This window comes from Lacrimispora amygdalina (assembly GCF_003432035.1).
In the GTDB taxonomy this organism is placed as follows: Bacteria; Bacillota; Clostridia; order Lachnospirales; family Lachnospiraceae; genus Lacrimispora; species Lacrimispora amygdalina.
Map to the genome: position 1 here is coordinate 12,067 of NZ_QOHO01000031.1, position 20,408 is coordinate 32,474.

The 20,408-nt window shown below is 44.0% G+C and carries 18 protein-coding genes; 11 read left to right on the forward strand and 7 right to left on the reverse strand.

Annotation, left to right across the window (positions count from 1 at the left end; all coding sequences use genetic code 11):
- Positions 1-56: 56 nt before the first annotated feature.
- From DS742_RS11410 to DS742_RS11420, 3 genes are read right to left on the reverse strand one after another with little or no spacing between them, the layout of a single operon-like run.
- Positions 57-1,064, reverse strand: coding sequence for an ATP-binding cassette domain-containing protein (locus DS742_RS11410; RefSeq protein ID WP_117417137.1), 1,008 nt, complete (start codon positions 1,062-1,064; stop codon positions 57-59).
- Positions 1,061-1,762, reverse strand: coding sequence for a GTP-binding protein (locus DS742_RS11415; RefSeq protein WP_117417138.1), 702 nt, complete (start codon positions 1,760-1,762; stop codon positions 1,061-1,063). The genes DS742_RS11410 and DS742_RS11415 overlap by 4 nt, the downstream gene beginning before the upstream one ends.
- The gene (locus DS742_RS11420) at positions 1,759-3,012 is read right to left on the reverse strand and encodes an ABC transporter substrate-binding protein (RefSeq protein WP_117417139.1); all 1,254 of its coding nucleotides are present in this window, start codon (positions 3,010-3,012) and stop codon (positions 1,759-1,761) included. Before DS742_RS11420 ends, DS742_RS11415 begins: the two co-directional genes overlap by 4 nt.
- 200 nt (positions 3,013-3,212) lie before the next feature.
- Here DS742_RS11420 and DS742_RS11425 point away from each other — a divergent pair, with 200 nt between their 5' ends.
- Positions 3,213-4,079 carry an EFR1 family ferrodoxin gene (locus tag DS742_RS11425; protein WP_117417140.1) on the forward strand — a complete coding sequence of 289 codons (867 nt, stop codon included), beginning with the start codon at positions 3,213-3,215 and terminating at the stop codon, positions 4,077-4,079.
- Between the two features lie 57 nt (positions 4,080-4,136).
- Here the strand turns inward: DS742_RS11425 and eutC are convergent, their stop codons facing one another.
- The 4 genes from eutC to DS742_RS11445 are packed head-to-tail and all read right to left on the reverse strand — an operon-like array spanning position 4,137 to position 9,068.
- On the reverse strand, positions 4,137-4,907 hold the full coding sequence (gene eutC / locus DS742_RS11430; protein ID WP_117417141.1) for an ethanolamine ammonia-lyase subunit EutC: 771 nt from the start codon (positions 4,905-4,907) through the stop codon (positions 4,137-4,139).
- On the reverse strand, positions 4,908-6,275 hold the full coding sequence (locus DS742_RS11435; RefSeq protein ID WP_117417142.1) for an ethanolamine ammonia-lyase subunit EutB: 1,368 nt from the start codon (positions 6,273-6,275) through the stop codon (positions 4,908-4,910).
- A gap of 12 nt (positions 6,276-6,287) precedes the next feature.
- On the reverse strand, positions 6,288-7,616 hold the full coding sequence (eat, locus tag DS742_RS11440) for an ethanolamine permease (RefSeq protein ID WP_170313433.1): 1,329 nt from the start codon (positions 7,614-7,616) through the stop codon (positions 6,288-6,290).
- A 57-nt stretch (positions 7,617-7,673) separates the two neighbouring features.
- Positions 7,674-9,068 carry an ethanolamine ammonia-lyase reactivating factor EutA gene (locus DS742_RS11445; protein WP_170313434.1) on the reverse strand — a complete coding sequence of 465 codons (1,395 nt, stop codon included), beginning with the start codon at positions 9,066-9,068 and terminating at the stop codon, positions 7,674-7,676.
- A gap of 326 nt (positions 9,069-9,394) precedes the next feature.
- Between DS742_RS11445 and DS742_RS11450 the strand changes: the two genes are divergently transcribed.
- The 10 genes from DS742_RS11450 (at position 9,395) to DS742_RS11495 (ending at position 20,351) form a co-directional block, all read left to right on the forward strand.
- Positions 9,395-10,531, forward strand: a complete 1,137-nt coding sequence (locus tag DS742_RS11450; RefSeq protein WP_117417145.1) for a carbohydrate kinase family protein — start codon at positions 9,395-9,397, stop codon at positions 10,529-10,531.
- Between the two features lie 19 nt (positions 10,532-10,550).
- Positions 10,551-11,423 (forward strand): class II fructose-bisphosphate aldolase, encoded by an 873-nt coding sequence (locus DS742_RS11455; RefSeq protein ID WP_117417146.1) that lies wholly within the window; start codon positions 10,551-10,553, stop codon positions 11,421-11,423.
- 5 nt (positions 11,424-11,428) lie between these two features.
- The gene (locus DS742_RS11460; protein WP_117417147.1) at positions 11,429-12,109 is read left to right on the forward strand and encodes a D-lyxose/D-mannose family sugar isomerase; all 681 of its coding nucleotides are present in this window, start codon (positions 11,429-11,431) and stop codon (positions 12,107-12,109) included.
- 179 nt (positions 12,110-12,288) lie between these two features.
- Positions 12,289-13,395, forward strand: a complete 1,107-nt coding sequence (locus tag DS742_RS11465) for a sugar ABC transporter substrate-binding protein (RefSeq protein ID WP_117417148.1) — start codon at positions 12,289-12,291, stop codon at positions 13,393-13,395.
- A 122-nt stretch (positions 13,396-13,517) separates the two neighbouring features.
- On the forward strand, positions 13,518-15,005 hold the full coding sequence (locus DS742_RS11470) for a sugar ABC transporter ATP-binding protein (RefSeq protein WP_117417149.1): 1,488 nt from the start codon (positions 13,518-13,520) through the stop codon (positions 15,003-15,005).
- A gap of 18 nt (positions 15,006-15,023) precedes the next feature.
- Positions 15,024-15,992, forward strand: a complete 969-nt coding sequence (locus tag DS742_RS11475; protein WP_117417150.1) for an ABC transporter permease — start codon at positions 15,024-15,026, stop codon at positions 15,990-15,992.
- Between the two features lie 85 nt (positions 15,993-16,077).
- A complete protein-coding gene (locus DS742_RS11480; RefSeq protein ID WP_117417151.1) occupies positions 16,078-17,028 on the forward strand; it encodes a sugar ABC transporter substrate-binding protein in 951 nt (316 codons plus the stop codon).
- Positions 17,029-17,036: 8 nt separating this feature from the next.
- Positions 17,037-18,350, forward strand: a complete 1,314-nt coding sequence (locus DS742_RS11485; protein WP_117417152.1) for a sensor histidine kinase — start codon at positions 17,037-17,039, stop codon at positions 18,348-18,350.
- Positions 18,343-19,038: a response regulator transcription factor gene (locus DS742_RS11490; RefSeq protein WP_117417153.1), complete on the forward strand. Its 696-nt coding sequence runs from the start codon at positions 18,343-18,345 to the stop codon at positions 19,036-19,038. The genes DS742_RS11485 and DS742_RS11490 overlap by 8 nt, the downstream gene beginning before the upstream one ends.
- A gap of 41 nt (positions 19,039-19,079) precedes the next feature.
- Positions 19,080-20,351 carry an ABC transporter substrate-binding protein gene (locus DS742_RS11495; RefSeq protein ID WP_367575501.1) on the forward strand — a complete coding sequence of 424 codons (1,272 nt, stop codon included), beginning with the start codon at positions 19,080-19,082 and terminating at the stop codon, positions 20,349-20,351.
- Positions 20,352-20,408 lie beyond the last annotated feature (57 nt).

Genomic DNA, 20,408 nt, shown 5'->3' on the forward strand with positions numbered 1-20,408 from the left:
AGCCTCCAATAAAGGCTGTATATAACCTTATTGGAGGACTTGATGGAATTTTATTTTTAATCAGCCAGCAGGTCAGGAGAAAGAGTATTTCCTGACCGTAACTCCTGGCGTGCGGTCTGGATGAGGGAATCCATTTTCTCTAACTTTTCTAACAGCTGTTTTTCTTCTTCGCTTGTATAAATCACATGATTGATACCGCCGTTTTTAATGACAATCCGCTTGTCCGCCATTAATGCCAGAAGGGGATCGTGGGTCGCCATTAAGACGATTTTATCTGATGTCACAAGAAGCTTTAACGCCTTTTTGCGGTCGATTCCGGCATTTTCGATTTCATCAATAAGAACGATGGGAGAGGAACTTAATATTGCTGTATCTGCAATCATAAGCGCTCTGGACTGCCCGCCGCTTAAGCTGGTAACAGGAGTGGAGAGTTCAAATTTTTCTCCCGCTAAATCGTTGGCTGCGGCTATGATTCTGTCTATCACAGACTGGGGATCCTCAACCATGCGGCTTTCCGCATGCATCCGTAAAAAGTCCCGTACCGTTAAGTCCATAACAAAGTTCATGTTCTGGGAAAGCTGGGCGACCAGCTTGTTGTTTGAGGAAAAACGCCACTTCATATCAGGCACTTCGCCGTTGACCAGAATGCTCCGCCCGGTAGGAGTGTCATTCTGGGCCGTCCATTCAATATCTGCCAAAAGCCGGCTTTTTCCTGAACCGGTAGGTCCTACAATGGATATAATCTGGGATGTCTCTACAGTCAGTTCCTTAAAACCTTCCATCGTTCCTGATTTATCGTGACCTGGTAAAATGGTCAGGGACTGCACCTTCCGGTCGTTCTCCATTCCTAAAAACTGACGCATCTGATCCAGATAGACAGGCAGGTCCGACAATAGCTTGGCTTTATCAATGGCCTGGTCTTCCAGTTCTTCCTCTGAAAAATGATTTAAATACTCCTCAAATGTCTGATCCTCAAATCCAGAGATAGTAAGCTTATTCTGTTCAAAATATGCGGCAGCAAAAGGATATTCCTCCAGCAGCTTTTTCATGCTAATATTTATCATTTTTTATCACCGCCTAAATCAATTTTCTTCACATTACCCATCTGATACGCTTCTCCGATTCTTGTTTCACCCAGACAATAGGAACATAATGCGGAGGGCATTGGGAAACGGAGCTGCATTCCCTGTACGGATTTAATACTTTGATTTTCATCATACAGAAGACTTGCAAGTTCATAGGTACCCTGTCCGGTGAGTCCGTTCACATGCATGGTAATGGCTCTGGGATTTACAGAGCTGACACAGGAAGCAAATACCTCCCGTTCTGCCTGGGAAACAATATCTCCCTTGGTAATCACCACCAAGTCGGCAGCCTTTAACATCGGGCCGATTTTTTTAGGAGTGTTGATACCGGATAAATTATCGATGACACAGACTCCTTTTACTTCTTTTAAATAAGGGGAACAGCGGTTGCACAGACCTGCTGATTCCGTAATCAGCAGATCAAGCTTTTCTTCATTTCCCCAGTTAACCACCTCTTCAATATTGGAAGCAAAGAAGTGATCCGGGCATAAGGCGCCGGATAAGCCCTTTTTCACAGGGATTCCCGCCTTTTCATAGGCAATGTCATCATCGGTGTAAAGACAGTCAAACTTCACCACACCCACCTTTATGTTTTTCGCATGAAAGGATGAAATTGTTTTTAAAATTACTGATGTTTTACCGGAAGAGGGCGGGCCTGAAAATATAATCAGATTCATAAGAACTCCTTTTGTGCAGCTGAAAAGAACTGCTTTTCTATTTTTTTGATTAATTCTCCAATATCATTGTTGTGAATAAAATCCCATCCAATCCACATAAATTTCTGGTCAGGTGTTAAGCCATTGTCCACCAGGGGATTGGTCGATGGGAATTTTCCGTTTGAGGAAAGAATATCTCCAATCTCTTTTGAATATAAAAGATCAACAAAAGGTTTTACTTTCTCCTTATTCTTTGATTTAGCCAGAAGGAAAATCGGACTGATAATGGCTCCGTCTTTTGGCCATACCGGCCGCATGGGGCTTTTTTCATCTGTCATGCTGGCAAAGAAATAGGGGGCAACCGTAATAGCGGGAACCTTATTGCCATCTTTTAGCTTGTGGGATTTGATCATCTGAGCCGGATGCATGCTCTGTAAGAGAGCCTTACCCATCTTTTCGATTCCTTCTTCCCCATAAAAACGGTAGATGTGAAGTAAAAATGCATTAAACATATCCAGATCCTTCATGGGAAGGCTGATGCTGTTTTCAAATTCCGGTTTCATTAAGTCTGCCCAGCTCTCAGGCAAGGGGCGGTCCCCTAAAACGTTTGTATTAACCATGAAGACTGCAGGAACAATTCCGATGATGGCGTACTGGTTTTTGGGATCCTTCAGTGATATATTATCATTATCAAGATCAGGGTTTAACCGCTCCATCCCGGAAAGATCTTCGAATACGCCTGAATCCTGATAGCCGCCAATCATCTTTTTATCAAAGAACAAGTCAAAACCTGCAGAGAGATAAAGATCTGACAGACCGTCAGGGTCTCCGTCTGCCAGAATAACCCGGTCCTTTACATCATCAAGACCCAGGTTTGCTGATTTTAAATGATACTCCACCTCATACCCAAGTGAACTTTGATTTTCCTCAAGCCAGGATTCAAACTTTTCCAGAAGAGGAATGCGGATGGGACAGGGCAGTACACCCTCGATGCGGATATCCCCTTTATTTTCCGATTGTGCAGGAGTGAGTCCGTCTGTGAGGCTGGGAGCCTTCCGACCTATCACTTCCTCCAGCTTCTTAATAAAAAGTTCCTGGTTTACCTTTCTCATTGATAATGCTGTTTCTAATGAGATGGTTTTTCCAAGAGTTCTGCGCATAACGGGATTGCTTAAATTTTCAAAACCATTGGCAATAAAAACTTCAATGGTTTCCGGATAGGTTTCTGTGATATGAAAGATCGTATCTGAAGCTTTAAAATAATTTGACATGATTATTCCTTTCTCTATGTTAATTGTAAGTTGGTTTCTGAAAGTATGTTTATCATATCATAGATTCTTTGTTTTGTTTGTTGTAAAAACAACTAATCTCAAATACTTTTGATATTATTTCCTGTTTAGGCACTATCTTTTTCATCAATGAGATAGTATGATGAAATCATATAAATTTGATTCGCAGAGGGGGAATTACATTGTTAAAACCAAAAAAAATCACTCTGGCTTATTTTTCAGGAACTGGTTGTACAAAAGAAGTCTGTCTGTGTTTCGCACAAGAATTAACAAAGAAAGGACTGGAAAGCAAAACCATCAATCTGGAAAGTCATGATCCGGAGAAATTAAAACAGCCCGATCTCCTGGTAATATTTTCACCCGTATATGCCTTCCGGCTGGCCTCCATTACCGAAAAATGGGTCAAAGGCCTTCCGAAATCCAATCGGACAATGGTTGCGGTCGTTCCTGTGTCCGGAGGGGGAGATATCTCACCCAATACAGCCTGTACCATCGCCTGCAGGCGAATATTAAAGAAAAAGGGATATCATGTGATCTATGAACGAATGATCGTAATGCCGTCTAATTTCGGTGTGGATGCAGGAAGGGAAATTAACCTGCAATTATTACACCGATTACCGGAAAAAACAAAAGAAATGATCGAAGACATACTCACTGGAGAACATCATTTTCTGCTGGCTAAATCCAGGGACCGTTTTCTTGCTATGCTGGGAAAAGGAGAACATCTGGGGGCAGGATTATTCGGCGCTTCCATTCAGCCATCTGCTAAATGCACCCACTGCGGGCTATGTTCACAAAAATGCCCCGCCTGCAACATCAAAATGAAGCGGGGAATGCCCAGATTCGGCTTCCGTTGTATCTGGTGTTTAAGATGCATTTATGCCTGTCCGGTTCATGCTCTGAAACCCCGAATTTTATCCTCTGTTGTTTTGAAGGATGGTTTTCATTTGCAGGAATTAAAAAAACAGGATTATAAAAATTTTGATCCGGATCAGACAAACTTTAATCAGAATCGAGCCTGGAAGGGCGTCAGTGAATACTTAAAATAGGTAATTTACAAAACGGGCATGCATTCTCTCAAAAGAATACATGCCCTTTATTATTATTTATAATTTTAAATCAATTCCACTGGTTTTTGCTTCCATCATTGCTTCTATAATAGAAATGATCTGTGCGCCGGCTTCTACCGGCGGCAATCCATTCTTATGGATATTGGATACCACCGTTCTCTGGGATTCCGGCTTCTTCGTGCTTGATTCATATGCCATATATGCACTTAAACTTTCTCCGGTTGCAAGACCCGGCCTTTCTCCTATGAGAATCATGGTGATCTTCGCATTTAACGTTTCACTGATCCGGTCCATGGTTGCTACCCGAGCAAATTTAACAAAGATGGGATCACCCACAGTATATCCCTTTTCTTTCAGTCCATCCATAAGCATGGGATAGATATCAGGAAGATTACTGGTGATCGCAGGAGAGCTGAGTCCGTCACCGGCAATGATCTGCACATCAATATCGTGTCTGCAGTTTTCACTGATTGTTTTTAGCGTTTCATCGGAGAAACGTCTTCCAAGATCCGGTCTTGTTATGTACTCATCTTTATTTTTGCATAAACTCTGAACCTTTAAAAATCCCAGCTGATCCACCACTTTTTCATCCACCTCCGACCAGACAGCATCCATGGCAACTGCATGGTCAGCGCGGAAACGGAGATAAGTTTCTGTTTTCAATCTGGTACCTGCCTTGCCGACACAGATTCTTGCAGCCGTTGTCTTCTTTAAATCAACGCAGGACTGGCGGTCAATTGGCTGGTCAATTGTTACCCGGTCCGTTAAATCAAGGGAAGAGATATCCCGTACAAGGTCCTGGCCCATTTACTTTACCTCCTGTGTGAAAATAGATGGATCACCGGCGCGCTCCGTCAAATGTCCGTCTTCCATGATCCCAAGTTCTTCCATACGCTTTTCAAATTCCTCCATGGGGCGTTTTCCGCTTGTTTCCCGAAATGCTGCGGCATCATGATAGCTGGAGGACTGATACATCAGCATAATGTCATTCCCGGCCGGTATTCCCATCACATAATTGACACCTGCACTGGCAAGGAGAACGCCTAAATTTTCCAGGTCATTCTGACTGGCCTTCATATGATTAGTATAGCAGACATCACAGCCCATAGGGATTCCGGTCAGCTTTCCCATAAAATGATCTTCCAGTCCGGCCCGGATTACCTGGGCTCCGTCATATAAGTACTCCGGTCCGATAAATCCCACCACGGTATTGACACAGTAAGGGTGGTAGCGCTTTGCAAATCCATAGCACCGTGCTTCCATCACCAGCTGGTCCGCATCATGATGGCCTTCAGAGGAAAGTTCCGAGCCCTGACCGGTTTCAAAATACATGAAATTCGGGCCTTTGGAGCTTCTTTTTTCCTTCATCAGTTCATACGCCTCATCCATTAAAGCTGTGCTGATTCCGAACGCGGTATTGGAGATCTGTGATCCGGCAATGGATTGGAACATTAAATCCATGGGACTGCCTTTTTTTAAAGCTTCCATCTGTGTGGTAACGTGGGAAAGAACGCAGTTTTGGGTGGGAATCTGCCATTTATCCATAAAATCACGGAACGCCCGGAGTATTTTATCCGTTTGTTCCACCGTATCTATGGCGGGGTTTAAACCAATCAATGCATCACCGTTTGCATAGGAAATCCCCTCAAATACAGATGCCATTACACCTTCAAAGCTGTCGGTGGGATGATTGGGCTGCAGCCTGGAAGCAAGAGTTCCAGGCAGACCGATTGTCGTATTGCAGGTAGCAGGAACAATCAGCTTTTTTGAAGCCACAATGATATCCAGATTGCTCATTAATTTTGTTACACCAGCAATCACCTCAGCGGTGAGACCATCCCGGATCTCTTCAATGGCAGCGGCAGGAGAAGCCAGTATAAATTCCCTCAGTTCTCCCAGAGTTATGGATTTGATTCTTTTATAAGCTTCCTCATCCACACCATCCTGAATGACTCTTGTGACTTCATCTGACTCATAATCAACAACCGGATGGTTGCGTAAATCGGAAACGGTTAAATCGGCAAGAACCACTTTGGCTGCAATACGTTCTGCCGCATCTGCAGCTGCAATTCCAGCCAGTGTATCGCCGGATTTCTCTTCATTTGCCTTTGCAAGGACTTCCTTCACTGAGCAAAATTCGTAGGTTTTTCCGAATAATCTTGTTTTTAACTTCACGTTTCCAGCCTCCTATGCTTCCAATTCCTTTTCTGCAGTTGAAAAATCATTTGCAAAAAGTCTTTCTTTTACAAGATAATAAAGAACGGCTGCTGCATAAACAATGGCTGCCAGGAACAGAAGTGATGCCTGGGAAACCACAAGCGCAACTACTACAACTGCACAGGTAACTGCTGCAATGGCTGGAATGAGTGCTGACTTTAACCGGTAGGGGCGTGCCAGCTCCGGCTCTTTTTTTCTGAGAACAAACCAGGAGGCGATGGATAAAACTGCCATTACAGACGATCCGATGCAGGAGAATACAACCAGACTGCCTACGTTTCCGGTAATTACAAAAAACAGACCGATCAGGCTGGTGCTCACAAGAGCAAAGACGGGAGTACCATTTTTATCCAGGTTTGAAAGTGCTTTGGGGAGATAACCGCTTCTGGACATGGCATATGCCTGTCTGGAGTATCCGATCATAATTCCATGAAGACTGGCCGCCAGACCGAATAATCCAAAAAAGCCGACCAGTTTAACCAGGAATGAATTCTCTCCATAGACTTTTGATAAAATTGCGGGAAGAGGGTTATCCGTAGATGCAACTGCTGACAAATCGGAAGCAGAGTTCCCGGCAGTAACGAAAAGAACAGCAACTGCCATAACAACCAGGGCCCCGATGCCTGAAACAAAAGCCTTTGGTATGTCTTTTTGAGGATTTTTGCATTCCTCTGCGCCCATTGCTCCCGATTCCACAGCCAGATAAAACCAGACCACAAAGGGAATGGCCGCAAATATGCCATGCATGCCGTTCATGGAAGCACCGGAAGAGAATAAGCCATGTACATCTACGGTCGGAATTCCAACTACAAAATAAACAGCCACACCAAGAATCGCAAATACAGTAACAATCACACTGACAATCGCCGCTGATTCAATTCCCCGCATATTAATAAATACGAAGATACAGAAAGCTGTAATCGCAGCAATATTCGCAGGAATAACAGGAAATAGTCCGTGAACATAAGCGCCGATGGAAAGTGCGATTCCTGGCGTTGCAAAGATATACTCTAAAAGAATTGAGAAGCCTGCAATAAAACCTGCAAACTTACCGAATGATTTTTCTGCATATGCCGTAGGACCGGCTGCGGATGGAATGGCGGTTGCCAGCTCAGAGTAACAAAATACAAAGGAAACATAAAAAAGAGTGACAATGAAAGCAGCAATTAAGGCTCCTGTAAAATTAGTTTTTTCGAACAGATAATTCCATCCAAAATACATACCGGATACAACTGCACCAACGATAATTGCCCACAGCTTAACAGGTGTAAGAGCTTTGTTCAAATTTTTTTCTTCCATAATGGAATCCTCCTGATTTTTCATGTTTTATTTTTTTAATCCTGATTTTCCTTTTCATCAGGATTGATACACTAACGTTTTAATAATGACGGGAACAGCGCTTCCAACAGGGGAACCGATATCAATGTAATCACCATTTTCAATCGTTAACTGATCCAGACAGATAACGGGTTTGCCACAGGATGTATGAATCCGGATCATCTGACTCAGTGCTTTTGCAAAGTCTTCTTTTAAAAGTACAATCACCGGACTTTTTAATCCCTCATAAAGTCTTGCGATCTGACCGGCAAGAATTTTCAGTTCCCCGTATCCGGGACTTTTTCTGCCCTCAATACTCACTGCAAGAACATCTTCCTCATAAAGCTCCATAAGAGGTCTGGTACTTCTAAATACATCTTCCCACTGGTCAAAAGCCGCCGGGCATTTTACTATGGGAATATTGCGTATGGGTAAAATGGATTCGTCAACCCCAACCGTACTTCCGCTGACTGACAGAGAGTGGCTTCCGGCTCCGATCACGGTTGCATTTATTTTTTCTTCCGGAATAATAAGCCTGCTGCGAAATGGGGAAAGGGCCTGGGTTAATTTGTATCCCAAAAGAGGACCGATGTCTCCGTACTGGAACCATTGTTCCTGGTGTGCACTTTCGTTTAATGATCCCACATATTCGCCCACTCCGCCGGATACGGATATGAAATCAATATCTTCCGGAACTGTAAAATCAGTGATGTATAAGGGGAGGGTATCCTCACTCATTTCACGCAGCCCAAGTGCCTGAAGACAGCAGTCTGCCAGATAACCGCAGAAACGTTCCAGTACTTCGATATCTGCGCTTTCTCCCTGCCTGATGGAAATTTGGTTTTTCTCAAGAATATGGAGGATCCGCTCTGAAATATAGGTTACGTTGTGAGAACCATCCAGTCTGATCAGCCTGCCCCCGATGTCCATTGCAAATGAATCCGTACAGTCGCCGCTGTCAAATACTGCGGCATTTAAAGTTCCCCCGCCAATATCCAGGTTGATGATTTTTTTGCTCCGTTTTTTTGATTCCCCGCTGATTCCGGCTCCCTTTCCGGCTAAAACCGATTCCAGCTTCGGACCTGCAGTAGCAACAACAAAATCCCCCAGGTATTCTGATAACCAGATGTTTACCTGCCTGGCATTGTCTTTTCTCGCTGTTTCTCCTGTTATGATGACTGCACCGGTTTCTATTTTTTCCTTTCCGATTCCGCTTTCTTTGAAGGCCTCTTTAACCCGCTCCCGTATCTGTTCAAAATCGATAATATCCTTAGAAACAAACGGTGTGAAGATCACCGGACTGCGATAGACCACTTCAGTCTCATCGATTTCAGTGGCGGGCAGCAAAGAAGGCCCAAGCCTGGTGGAGATTTTAATATTGCTGATAATAATTTCCGTTGTGCTGGTTCCTATATCCACGCCGATGCTGTACAACCATATACCTCCTTCCGGCAGCTTCAAAAACGAAAGAGCAAATAAAAAAGACGAAGGAAATTTCCAGCAGGAAACGTCTTCGTCTTTTTGACCTCGTATGAAGTTAATATATTAACAATTAATATAAGGACTTTGATTGCGTTTGTCAACAGTAAAATGAAAAAGATAATTCCGCCATCAGATATACCCTCGGAACAGGATAAAATATATTGTGCAATATGTACATGACAATTGTCATATAGCCAATACCAATAGTGATATATGCATAAATATTATTGACTTTCCTCACACGGTTGCTATGATGAAGGCAGAGAGGGGGAATTAATATGCCAGATGAGAAGGGAAATAGAAAAATAATTGTTGCCGGACACATTTCCCTGGATATTACACCGGTTTTTAATAGCAGTGACGGAAAGAAAATTCTTAAATCCTTCCGGCCCGGAAAACTCCTGGAGGCAGGAAAGGCCAACGTATGCGGAGGCGGAGCGGTTTTTAACACGGGGCTGGGGCTGCATGCGCTGGGTGCAGATGTTCTTTTAATGGCAAACACAGGGGATGATGATTTCGGACGGATTCTGAAAGGAAAGATACAGGAAAGAGGGTGTGAAAGCTGTATCACAGTTTTGCCGGGAGAAGACACCTCCTACACAATTGTCCTTGCGCCAAAAGGTGTCGACCGCTTATTTCTTCATAATCCCGGATGTAATAACACCTTTGGCTTTGAGCATGTGAATCTGAAAAAAGCAGAAAAAGCTGCCCATTTTCATTTCGGTTATCCTACACTGATGAAGCGGTTTTACCAAAATGACGGAATGGAATTAAAAGAACTTTTCTGCCGCATCAAAGAGCTTGGGCTTACCACTTCTCTGGATCTGGCGGCAGTGGATCCGGACTCTGAAGCAGCAAACTGCCGCTGGGACCGGATTCTTGGCTCTGTGCTTCCCTATGTGGACTTTTTTGTTCCAAGTATCGAAGAACTGGGGTTTTTACTGGACCGTCCCCTCTATGAGAAATGGCAGGAGCTTGCAGATGGTGATGATATTACCACGGTTCTCTCTTTAAAGAGAGACGTGGAAACCATTGCAAATTACGCTCTGCAGCTGGGTGCAAAAGCGGTGCTTTTAAAATGCGGAGCGGCCGGGATGTATTTAAAAACCGCCTCAAAACCGGCGTTTGTAAATGGACCGGACTTCTTAAAGGAATGGGGGGAGATTTCTTACTTCCAGAACAGCTTCCTCCCCGACCGCATTCTGTCTGCCACCGGAGCAGGAGATACCAGTATCGCTGCGTTTATAAAGGCCATGCTGGAAGAACGCAGCCCTGAAGAATGTGTAAAGCTTGCTGCTGCAACAGGTGCCTCCTGTGTGACTGCCTATGATACAGTAAGCGGCCTGCTGCCATTTGAAACGTTAGAACAAAAAATAAAAATTGGGTGGGAAGAGCAAAGGCGGATCCTGCCATAAAAAGAAGGAGGAATTACATATGCTGATCACTATGAAATCAATTCTCAAACTGGCGGAGGCCAGAAAAATTGCCGCAGGTGCTTTTAATATCACCTCTCTGGAGGGAATCCAGGCGGTACTGGGGGCCGCAGAAGAAGCCGGGCAGCCTGTCATTCTTCAGTTTGCGCCAGTTCATGAAACAATTATTCCCTTGTCGGTAATTGGGCCCATCATGGTTATGATGGCGGAAAATGCGGCTGTTCCCGTAGCTGTCCACTTAGATCACGGAGATGATTTTAAGGTATTAAAGCAGGCTTTAGACATGGGATTTACCTCAGTTATGTACGATGGGTCCGCCCTTCCTTTTGAGGAAAATACGGCAGGCACTAAAATTGCGGTGGAGCTGGCAGGAGCCTATGGTGCTTCCGTTGAAGGAGAGATTGGGGCTATGGGAAGAGAGGAATTTTTAAGCGTGGGAGAAGGAGAAGGAAATGAAGCATCCGAAAGCTGCTACACAGACCCGGATCAGGCAGAAACCTTTGTTGCAGCCACAGGAATTGACGCCTTAGCCTGTTCTTTTGGCACCGTACACGGCCTTTATCTGAAAAAACCCAATCTGGACCTGGAGCGGATCAGCCGCATTCGGAAAAAAGTGGATCTTCCCATTGTCATGCACGGAGGTTCCGGAATCAGCGACGAAGATTTCCGTCAGTGCATTAACCGGGGAGTCCGTAAGATCAATTATTATACCTATCTGGCAAAAGCCGGCGGCATGTTTGTGAAGGAAAAATCCGCAAAAGCAGATGATATCATATTTTACCACGATGTAACAATGTGGGGAGTGGAAGCAATGAAAAAAGACGTGCTTCATACGATTAGGGTATTCTCTGGTATAGAACAGAAAGAGGGCTGAAAACTATGAAACGTTCTGAAATCAACAAAGCTTTAAAGGATATGGAACATATGGTTGAGGCTTGCGGATTTTACCTTCCGCCATTTTGCAGCTTCACTCCGGAGGAATGGAGGAAAAAAGGCCATGATTACGATGAGATCCGTGACAATATGCTTGGGTGGGATATTACAGATTTCGGACTTGGAGATTTTGACCGGACCGGATTTTCTCTCATTACTCTTCGAAACGGAAATGTAAATCAAGCAAAATATACGAAAACCTATGCAGAAAAGCTGCTATTCTTAAAAGAAGGGCAGTCAGCCGCCATGCATTTTCACTGGAAGAAGATGGAGGATATTATAAACAGAGGGGGTGGAAACGTCCTGATCCGCGTTTATGAATCCACTGCAGATGGGAGTTTTTCTGATTCGGATGTGACGGTAAGCAGTGATGGAAGAAGTTATAACGTGCCTGCAGGCACAGTTGTAAAGCTGCAGCCAGGAGAGAGTATTACCATCTATCCTTATCTCTACCATGATTTCAAAGTGGAGCCCCATACCGGACCAGTACTGCTTGGTGAAGTTTCCATGTGCAACGACGATAAAGAAGACAACCGCTTTTTTAAGCCAATCGGCCGTTTCCCTCAAATTGAAGAAGACGAACCCCCATACCGCCTTCTTTGCAATGAATATCCCAAGGCAGAGTGATTGTGCATTGTGATGAAAATTCAGGCCGGGACAATCCCGATTCGTCAAATACAGCAAATTAAATATGACAAATGTAATTAAAAACTAATTACATTGTGCACATGTTTTAAATTAAATGGAGTGATATGATGTTTATGCAGCATATAACACAATTATATAATGTATAAGGAGGACTTACCATGAAAAAAAGCACAAAAAAGCTTGTCGCAATTCTGATGTGTGCAGCGCTTGCCGGAATGTCTGTGGCAGGCTGCAGCAATGGGGAACCAGAAACAAAGGCGCCGGAGACAACAAAAGCCGCTGAGGAAACAAAAGCAGAGACAAAAGCGGAAACGAAGGCTGAAGCAAAAACAGAAACAACGGCTGCAGCAAAATCCGAATCTGCCGTAAACATGGCAGATGCCAATGTAAAAAAGAAAGATCCAAGCAAGCACTATAAATTCGGATATACCTGCATGGACGGAACAAACCCATTCTTTGTTACAATTGAAAAGACCATGCGTGAAATGATTGAAGCCCAGGGAGATGAACTGGTTTCTGTGGATCCGGCCAATGATGTAACACTTCAGATCACCCAGGTTGAGGATCTGGTTTCACAGAAAATCGATGCCATGTTTATGAATCCTGCGGAAGCAGAAGGAATCCTTCCGGCACTGGACCAGTTAAAAGAAGCAAAGATACCTACTGTAGGATTTGATACGGAAGTGGCTGACATGTCCTACCTGATCTCTTATACGGGTTCTGATAACTACAATGCCGGATTCGTATGCGGAGAAGATTTAGTAAAGAAATGTCCAAATGGCGGAGACATCATTGTTCTTGATTCCCCTACCATGAATTCTGTGACTGACAGAACCAACGGATTTTTGGATGCCATTAAAAATCACAACTTCAACATCGTTGCCCAGCAGGATGCAAAAGGAAATTTAGAGGTTTCCATGGGAATTGCAGAAGATTTACTTCAGGCTCACGGTAATGTAGTTGCCATATTCGGAGGCAATGATCCCACAGCTTTAGGAGCACTGGCAGCTGCCAATGCAGCAGGAATCAAAGACTGCAAAATCTACGGCGTAGACGGTTCTCCGGATATCAAGGCAGAAATGGCTTCCGGCACTTCCCTCATTGAAGGAAGCGGCGCACAGTCACCGGTTAAGATCGCACGGTCTGCAGTCAATATCATGTACTCTTACTTAAACGGGGAAGAAGTCGCTGACCGGTATCCGGTAGAAACATTCCTGATTACATCTGACAATGTAAAGGATTATGGCACAGACGGCTGGCAGTAATGAAAGATAAGAGGAACCATGCCTCCTGGAGCAAGCATGCTGCATGCACCGGGGGGCGGTGCCTTTTTCCAAGACTGGCCTCATAAATGGATAACGCAGTGTAAGAACAGGCAGGTGAATATATGAGTGAGAAAATTCTGCTTCAAATGAAAAATATCCACAAATCCTTCCCGGGTGTTAATGCACTGCAGGGTGTGGATTTTGAGCTGCTCCCTGGGGAAGTTCACGCTCTTCTTGGCGAAAACGGGGCTGGAAAGTCTACGTTAATTAAGGTATTAGGCGGAATTTATATTGCAGAAGAGGGAGAAATTTTCATTGAAGGACAGAAGGTAGTCATTGACGGAGTAAATGCTTCTCATGCCAATGGAATTTCCATCATCCATCAGGAACTGGTACTGGTCCCGCATATGACCGTGGCAGAAAACATTTTCCTGGGACGGGAACCTGGAAAAGGCGGTTTTATTGACCATGAGACAATGGAGCGGGAAGCAGGGAAGCTCTTAGATGATTATCAGATGAGCATTTCTCCGGGCGCTTTTATCAAAGACTTAACCATTGCCCAGCAGCAGATGGTGGAGATCGTAAAAGCCATTTCCTACCGGTCAAAGATTCTGGTCATGGATGAACCAACATCCTCTATATCGGATAAAGAGGTGGAATTTCTTTTTCAGACCATGCGGATGCTGATAAAAAAAGGTGTGGGAATTATTTATATTTCCCACAAAATGGATGAACTGGAACAGATCTGCGACAGAGTGACCGTTTTAAGAGATGGAACATATGTAGGAACAAAAGTTGTTAAGGAAACATCAAGAGATCAGTTAATCTCCATGATGGTGGGACGGGAACTGACAAAATATTATACCAGGGATTATAAGGAACCAGGCGAAATTGTTTTAAAATGTGAAAATATAGCAGACGGGAAGATGGTAAAAGGAGCAAGTTTTGAACTGCGCCAGGGAGAGATCATCGGCTTTGCAGGGCTGGTTGGAGCAGGCAGAAGTGAAACCATGAAATGTATTTTCGGTCTGACGCCGTGTATGTCCGGGGAAATATTTGTAAATGGGAAACCGGCAAAAATAAAATCCCCCCTGGATGCCATGAAATATAAAATCGCCCTGGTGCCGGAGGACCGGAAACAGGAAGGCCTTTATCCGGTGCAGAGTGTCCGCTTTAACTCCACAATTGAAGTGCTTAAAACCTTTATCAAGGGAATTTTAGTCAATCAGAAAAAAGAAGAAGAAATAACTGGAAAATATATCGAAATGATGGATACCAAGACACCATCCCAGGAACAGCTGATCGGTAACTTATCCGGCGGAAACCAGCAAAAGGTTATGATCGGAAGATGGCTTGCCACTTCCCCTGACATCCTGATTCTTGATGAACCGACCAGAGGCGTTGATGTAGGGGCAAAATCAGAAATTTATGCAACCATGAATGAGCTGGTGAAGGAAGGGATGTCAATCATTATGATTTCTTCCGAACTGCCGGAAATTCTAAATATGAGCGACCGGGTATATGTCATGTGCGACGGAAGAACCACCGGCTGTTTCCACCATAGCGAAAACATTACCCAGGAACAGATTATGAAGCTGGCAGCCAAGTAGGAAAGAGGGAGAGATCAGATGACAACTAGAATTCAAAAAAATATAAAACAGTATTTAAAAGATAACATCGGAATTATCGGTGCACTGCTGATTCTGTGTATTTTCTTATCCATATTTCCAAAGACCAGCGGTGTATTTCTGACACATAAAAATATATTTAATGTACTAAGACAGATATCTTCAAACTTATTCCTTGCATGCGGAATGACCATGGTAATTATCTTAGGCGGAATTGACCTTTCCGTGGGTTCCATCATTGCCCTTTCCGGCTGTGTGGCTGCGGGCTGTGTGGCACGTTATAATCTCCCCATATTTGCAGCGATTTTAATCGGTATTCTGATCGGTACGGCAGTTGGAATGGCAAATGGTGTGGTAATTTCCAAAACGACCATCCCTCCGTTTATCGTCACACTTGCCACCATGAATGTGGCAAAAGGTCTGGCATACGTTTATACCGGCGGTTCTCCCGTGAGAGTTGTTACAAAGCAATGGCAGTTTCTGGGTGCCGGCTATATCGGAGGAGTTCCCACCCCTGTCATTATCCTGGTGTTTGTGTTAATCATTACTGCGATTATTATGAATAAAACAAAGCTGGGGCGCCACATCTATGCGGTGGGAGGAAATTCACAGGCTGCCAGGTTTTCCGGAATCAGCACGGCAAGAGTGAAACTTCTGGTACATACCTATTCCGGAATTATGGCAGGTCTTGCAGGCGTTGTCCTGGCTTCCCGTATGTATTCCGGACAGCCTACTGCAGGAGACGGAGCAGAAATGGATGCCATTGCTGCGGTAGTCGTTGGAGGAACCTCCATGGCGGGCGGTTCCGGTAAAATCGGAGGCACCATTATCGGAGGTCTGATTATTGGTGTGTTAAACAACGGGCTGAATCTTCTGAATGTCAACTCATTCTGGCAGTATGTGGTAAAAGGTATTGTGATTCTTCTGGCAGTATTTGTGGACTACTTAAGAAATAAGAAAAAAGGTTAAAAATCTCCACAGGCAGGGAGCGTTTCCTTAACAGAGAAACGCTTTTTGTGGTATAATTAATAAAAAACCTGGGGGTGTTAATAACATGAAGAGAAAGGCAGCGGTATTTCTCTTAATTGCACTGATTGCAGCTTTGACGACAGACGGCTGCAGCAGGAGGAAGGACGAAGCACCTCCTCATGAGGCTCTCATATTCGGAGCCACTTATATGACACGGAATAATCCCTATTTCAATGTTTTAGGACAGGGGATTGAAGAAGTGGTGGAAGCCAATGGAGACATTCTTTTAACAAGAGATCCTTTGCAGGATCAGGAAAAACAGAATGAACAGATTGAAGAACTCATTGACGAAGGAATCAGTATGCTTTTCTTAAATCCGGTGGATTGGGAAGCGGTCCGCCCGGCGTTGATTGCCTGTAAGAAGGCAGGTGTTGCGGTTATTAATGTAGATACCGTGGTTAAGGACCGGGATCTGGTAATATCCGTGATTGAAACCGACAACTACCAGGCAGGTCAGCTCTGCGCCCTAGACATGATGAAGCGTAAGAAATCTGCGGATATTGTAATACTGGATAATCCGATTCAGATGTCCATCACCTACCGGGCTCAGGGGTTTACCGATGCCATTGCAGACAATCCCAATTACCGGGTGGTATACCGTCATGCGGCAGCAGGCGAAATTGAGGTTTCTTCCAAAGTAATGGAGGAGTTTTTAAACCAGAATAAAAAGTTTGATGTGGTTCTTGGAGGCAATGATCCAACGGCGCTTGGTGCTTTGGCCGCACTTCAGCAGGCAAGAAAGGAGGAAGGAGTTCTTATCTACGGCATAGACGGATCTCCTGACTTCAAGGCAATTCTGGATATGGGGTATGTGACGGGAACCAGTGCCCAAAGCCCCAAAGCCTTAGGAAGAGTTGCAGCTGAAACCGCTTACCGGTATTTAAGCGGAGAACCGGTTGACCCATATATCAGTCTGTCCAGTACCCTGATCACAAAGGACAATCTGGCTGACTACGAAATCGATGGCTGGCAGTAGGGTGAGAGATGGAAGAAAATAAATCGAACAGCAGGATCAGGATTCTACAGACAGGAATCCTCATTCTCAACATCATATCCGTAATGGGAATCAGCATTTTTATATACGGTACAATTGAAAAAATCCGCAGAACATACGGTGCAAGAGAATTCTTAAATGAAATTCAGGCCATCGTCTGGTATCCATATGCCAAAATATGGCTCTGCGCCCTGCTCTTAGGTTTTCTCACCTTAAGCATGGTGATCAGAGACCGGCTCTTTCCCAATAACAGTAAGGTTATATTAACCAGTCTGGTGGCAGATTTTATTGTATGCTTTGCCATTATCATTGAACTGAATTTCAACTACAACGGAATTCTTCTGCTGGTATTTTCCAATGTTATTTTGTATGTAAAAAACGGAAAATCCAGATATATCCTGGCGGCTGTGGCCATTGGAAGCTTTATTCTGGCCGATTATGAACTGTTATCCATCTCGTACAGACTGTATTCCATCCAGGATTATATTGCTTTTTACAGCGCCTCTGAACAGCAGTATTTTCTGAGTATTTATAACATTTTTATTTCCTTAAATGTAATCTTATTTGTCGCTTACTGTGTCAATATCATAAACGAGCAGCAGGGGAACATCGAAGAAATACATGGGTTAAACGAAAAGCTGCATGATGTAAACGAACAGCTGCAAAAGTATTCCCTTATGGCGGAGAAAATGGCAGAAACCAGAGAACGCAACCGTCTGGCAAGGGAAATTCATGATACACTGGGCCATACACTCACAGGAATTTCAGCCGGAATCGATGCATGTATTGCGATCATCGGCACTTCACCGGAGCAGACAAAAAAGCAGCTGGAACTGATCTCCAAAGTAACCAGAGACGGAATTAAGGACATCCGCCGTTCCGTAAGTGAATTAAGACCGGATGCCTTAGACCGGTTCAGTCTGGATTTTGCCATTAACAAGATGGTAACTGACATCAACGCCGTATCCGAAACAAGGGTTTATTTCGACTGCAGGGTAAGTAATTTAAAATTCGGTGAAGATGAAGAAAATGCAATTTACCGCGTGGTACAGGAAGGAATTACCAATGCCATACGCCACGGACAGGCGAAAGAGATATGGGTGACTGTGAAGATGGAAGCGGATGATATTCTGATTCAGATTAAAGATAATGGAATTGGATGCAAGGAAATGAAAAGCGGTTTCGGTACCAAACATATGAAAGAACGGATTCGTATGTTAAACGGAGCCGTGACGTTTGACGGAAGCGATGGTTTTATTGTAAATGCAAGAATACCAATCCGGAGGGGAGAAACCTATGATTAAAGTATTGATTGCCGATGATCAGGAACTGATACGCCAGAGTCTGCAGATTGTCTTAAACAGCAGAAAAGACATGACCGTTACCGATGTGGCGGCAGATGGCCAGGAGGTGATGCGGTGCATCCGGAAAAATAAGCCGGATGTAATCTTAATGGATGTGCGTATGCCCAAAATGGATGGAGTGCAATGCACAAAGCTAATTAAAGAAAGCCACCCTCAGATTAAGATCATTATCCTGACTACATTTGATGATGACGAATATGTATACAATGCTTTGAAATACGGTGCCAGCGGATATTTACTCAAGGGAGTCTCCATGGAAGAACTGGCAAATGCGATTACAACCGTTTACAATGGCTGGGCGATGATTAACCCGGATATAACAGCAAAGGTTTTAAGACTGTTTTCCCAAATGGCAAAAGCAGACTATTCCATCACAGTTAAAGAAAAAAACATGGATGAACTGACAAAAACCGAATGGAAAATCATCGCGCAGGTAGAAAAAGGAGCAAGTAACCGGGAAATCGCGGCAGCCTTAAACTTATCAGAAGGAACCGTACGAAATTATCTAAGCACCATTTTAAATAAATTGAATTTAAGAGACCGGACCCAGCTTGCAATCTGGGCGGTACAGAACAATGTGAGAAATAAGGTGGAAGGACGGATCGAGGAAACAGAGGGCGCTTTATGAAAAAAAAGAAATTTATTTCTGGCGGGCTGATATGTTTGCTTATGCTGTCTGCCTTCTGCCTTGTCTACCATAAAAGCAGCCGTCCGGTTATACTGGAATTTGGTATGTTTACCGGCAGCAACTGGGATGTGGCAAGTGCCAACAGCTTTAAAATAATGGATCGGGCCATCGCAGATTTTGAAAAAACTCATCCGAATGTAAAGATCCATTATTACAGCGGAATTGCAAAAGAAGATTACTCCGAATGGTGCGCAAGAAAGCTTCTGGAAGGAAAAACACCCGATGTATTCATGGTGCTGGATTCAGATTTTGATAAATTTACGTCTCTTGGAGTTATGAAGAACCTGGATGATTTAATGTCCTCTGACAGCAGCTTTCACAAGGAGGACTTTTTTGCAACCGCTTTGGACACCGGACGAAACGGAGAGCATCAGTATGCGCTCCCCTATGAAGTGGTGCCGACTCTGATGTTTGTAAATAAATCTCTTCTTGCAAAAGAGGGGATAACGATGCCAAAAGAAGACTGGACCTGGGAAGATATGGCTGAGATTTGCCAGAAGGTAACTAAGGATACGGATCAGGATGGGCTTTTAGACCAGTTCGGAACTTATAATTACAGCTGGCGGGATGCCTTATATACCTGCGGAGGCAAACTGTTCGGGAATAATCAGGCACAGATATCCTTTACCGACAGCCGGGTTTTAAATGCGGTCAAATACATCAAACGCCTGAATGATATCAATCAGGGGCAGAGTGTAACACAGGAAGATTTTAATGCGGGTAAAGTGGCATTTATGCCTCTTACCTTTGCCGAGTACCGAACCTACAAAACCTATCCTTACCGGATTAAAAAGTACACCAAATTTCAGTGGGACTGCATAACATTTCCTGCAGATAAAGAAGGCGGAAATATATCCAAGGTGGATGCCCTGTTAATCGGAATCGGAAGCAGAACCAGACATGAAACCCTTGCATGGGAGTTTTTAAAACAGCTGACCTATACGAGAAAGATGCAGATGGATGTTTACCGTTATTCCCAGGGAGTGCCTGCACTTAGGGCGGTGGCCTCTTCCCAGGAAGGGGTAGATTGTCTTCAGGAGGACATGGACGAAGGAGAGCAGGTCATAAGCAGCACACTTTTGTGCCATGTCATAGAAAACGGAATTATTGAACCCAAGCTTCTCCAGTATCAGCAGGTCATGAATCTGGCAGATGGAGAGGTATCCAAAATCCTGCAGGAAAATAAAAATGTAGACAGCAGCATGAAGATCTTTCAGCGTACAGTCAGTAAATATTTACAGCAGCAGAAATAAAAAACCTGACATAAAAATATTCTTGTAATAAAAAGTAAAGTTAACTATAATGATATG

Bases quoted from the DNA above. Each gene is read 5' to 3' on its own strand.
- DS742_RS11450 (WP_117417145.1), top strand. From the start codon at position 9,395: ATGCCAGATGAGAAGGGAAATAGAAAAATAATTGTTGCCGGACACATT.
- eat (WP_170313433.1), bottom strand. From the start codon at position 7,616: ATGGAAGAAAAAAATTTGAACAAAGCTCTTACACCTGTTAAGCTGTGG.
- DS742_RS11495 (WP_367575501.1), top strand. From the start codon at position 19,080: ATGCTGTCTGCCTTCTGCCTTGTCTACCATAAAAGCAGCCGTCCGGTT.
- DS742_RS11485 (WP_117417152.1), top strand. From the start codon at position 17,037: ATGGAAGAAAATAAATCGAACAGCAGGATCAGGATTCTACAGACAGGA.
- eutC (WP_117417141.1), bottom strand. From the start codon at position 4,907: ATGGGCCAGGACCTTGTACGGGATATCTCTTCCCTTGATTTAACGGAC.
- DS742_RS11475 (WP_117417150.1), top strand. From the start codon at position 15,024: ATGACAACTAGAATTCAAAAAAATATAAAACAGTATTTAAAAGATAAC.
- DS742_RS11415 (WP_117417138.1), bottom strand. From the start codon at position 1,762: ATGAATCTGATTATATTTTCAGGCCCGCCCTCTTCCGGTAAAACATCA.
- DS742_RS11455 (WP_117417146.1), top strand. From the start codon at position 10,551: ATGCTGATCACTATGAAATCAATTCTCAAACTGGCGGAGGCCAGAAAA.
- DS742_RS11480 (WP_117417151.1), top strand. From the start codon at position 16,078: ATGAAGAGAAAGGCAGCGGTATTTCTCTTAATTGCACTGATTGCAGCT.
- DS742_RS11490 (WP_117417153.1), top strand. From the start codon at position 18,343: ATGATTAAAGTATTGATTGCCGATGATCAGGAACTGATACGCCAGAGT.
- DS742_RS11465 (WP_117417148.1), top strand. From the start codon at position 12,289: ATGAAAAAAAGCACAAAAAAGCTTGTCGCAATTCTGATGTGTGCAGCG.
- DS742_RS11410 (WP_117417137.1), bottom strand. From the start codon at position 1,064: ATGATAAATATTAGCATGAAAAAGCTGCTGGAGGAATATCCTTTTGCT.
- DS742_RS11470 (WP_117417149.1), top strand. From the start codon at position 13,518: ATGAGTGAGAAAATTCTGCTTCAAATGAAAAATATCCACAAATCCTTC.
- DS742_RS11420 (WP_117417139.1), bottom strand. From the start codon at position 3,012: ATGTCAAATTATTTTAAAGCTTCAGATACGATCTTTCATATCACAGAA.
- DS742_RS11460 (WP_117417147.1), top strand. From the start codon at position 11,429: ATGAAACGTTCTGAAATCAACAAAGCTTTAAAGGATATGGAACATATG.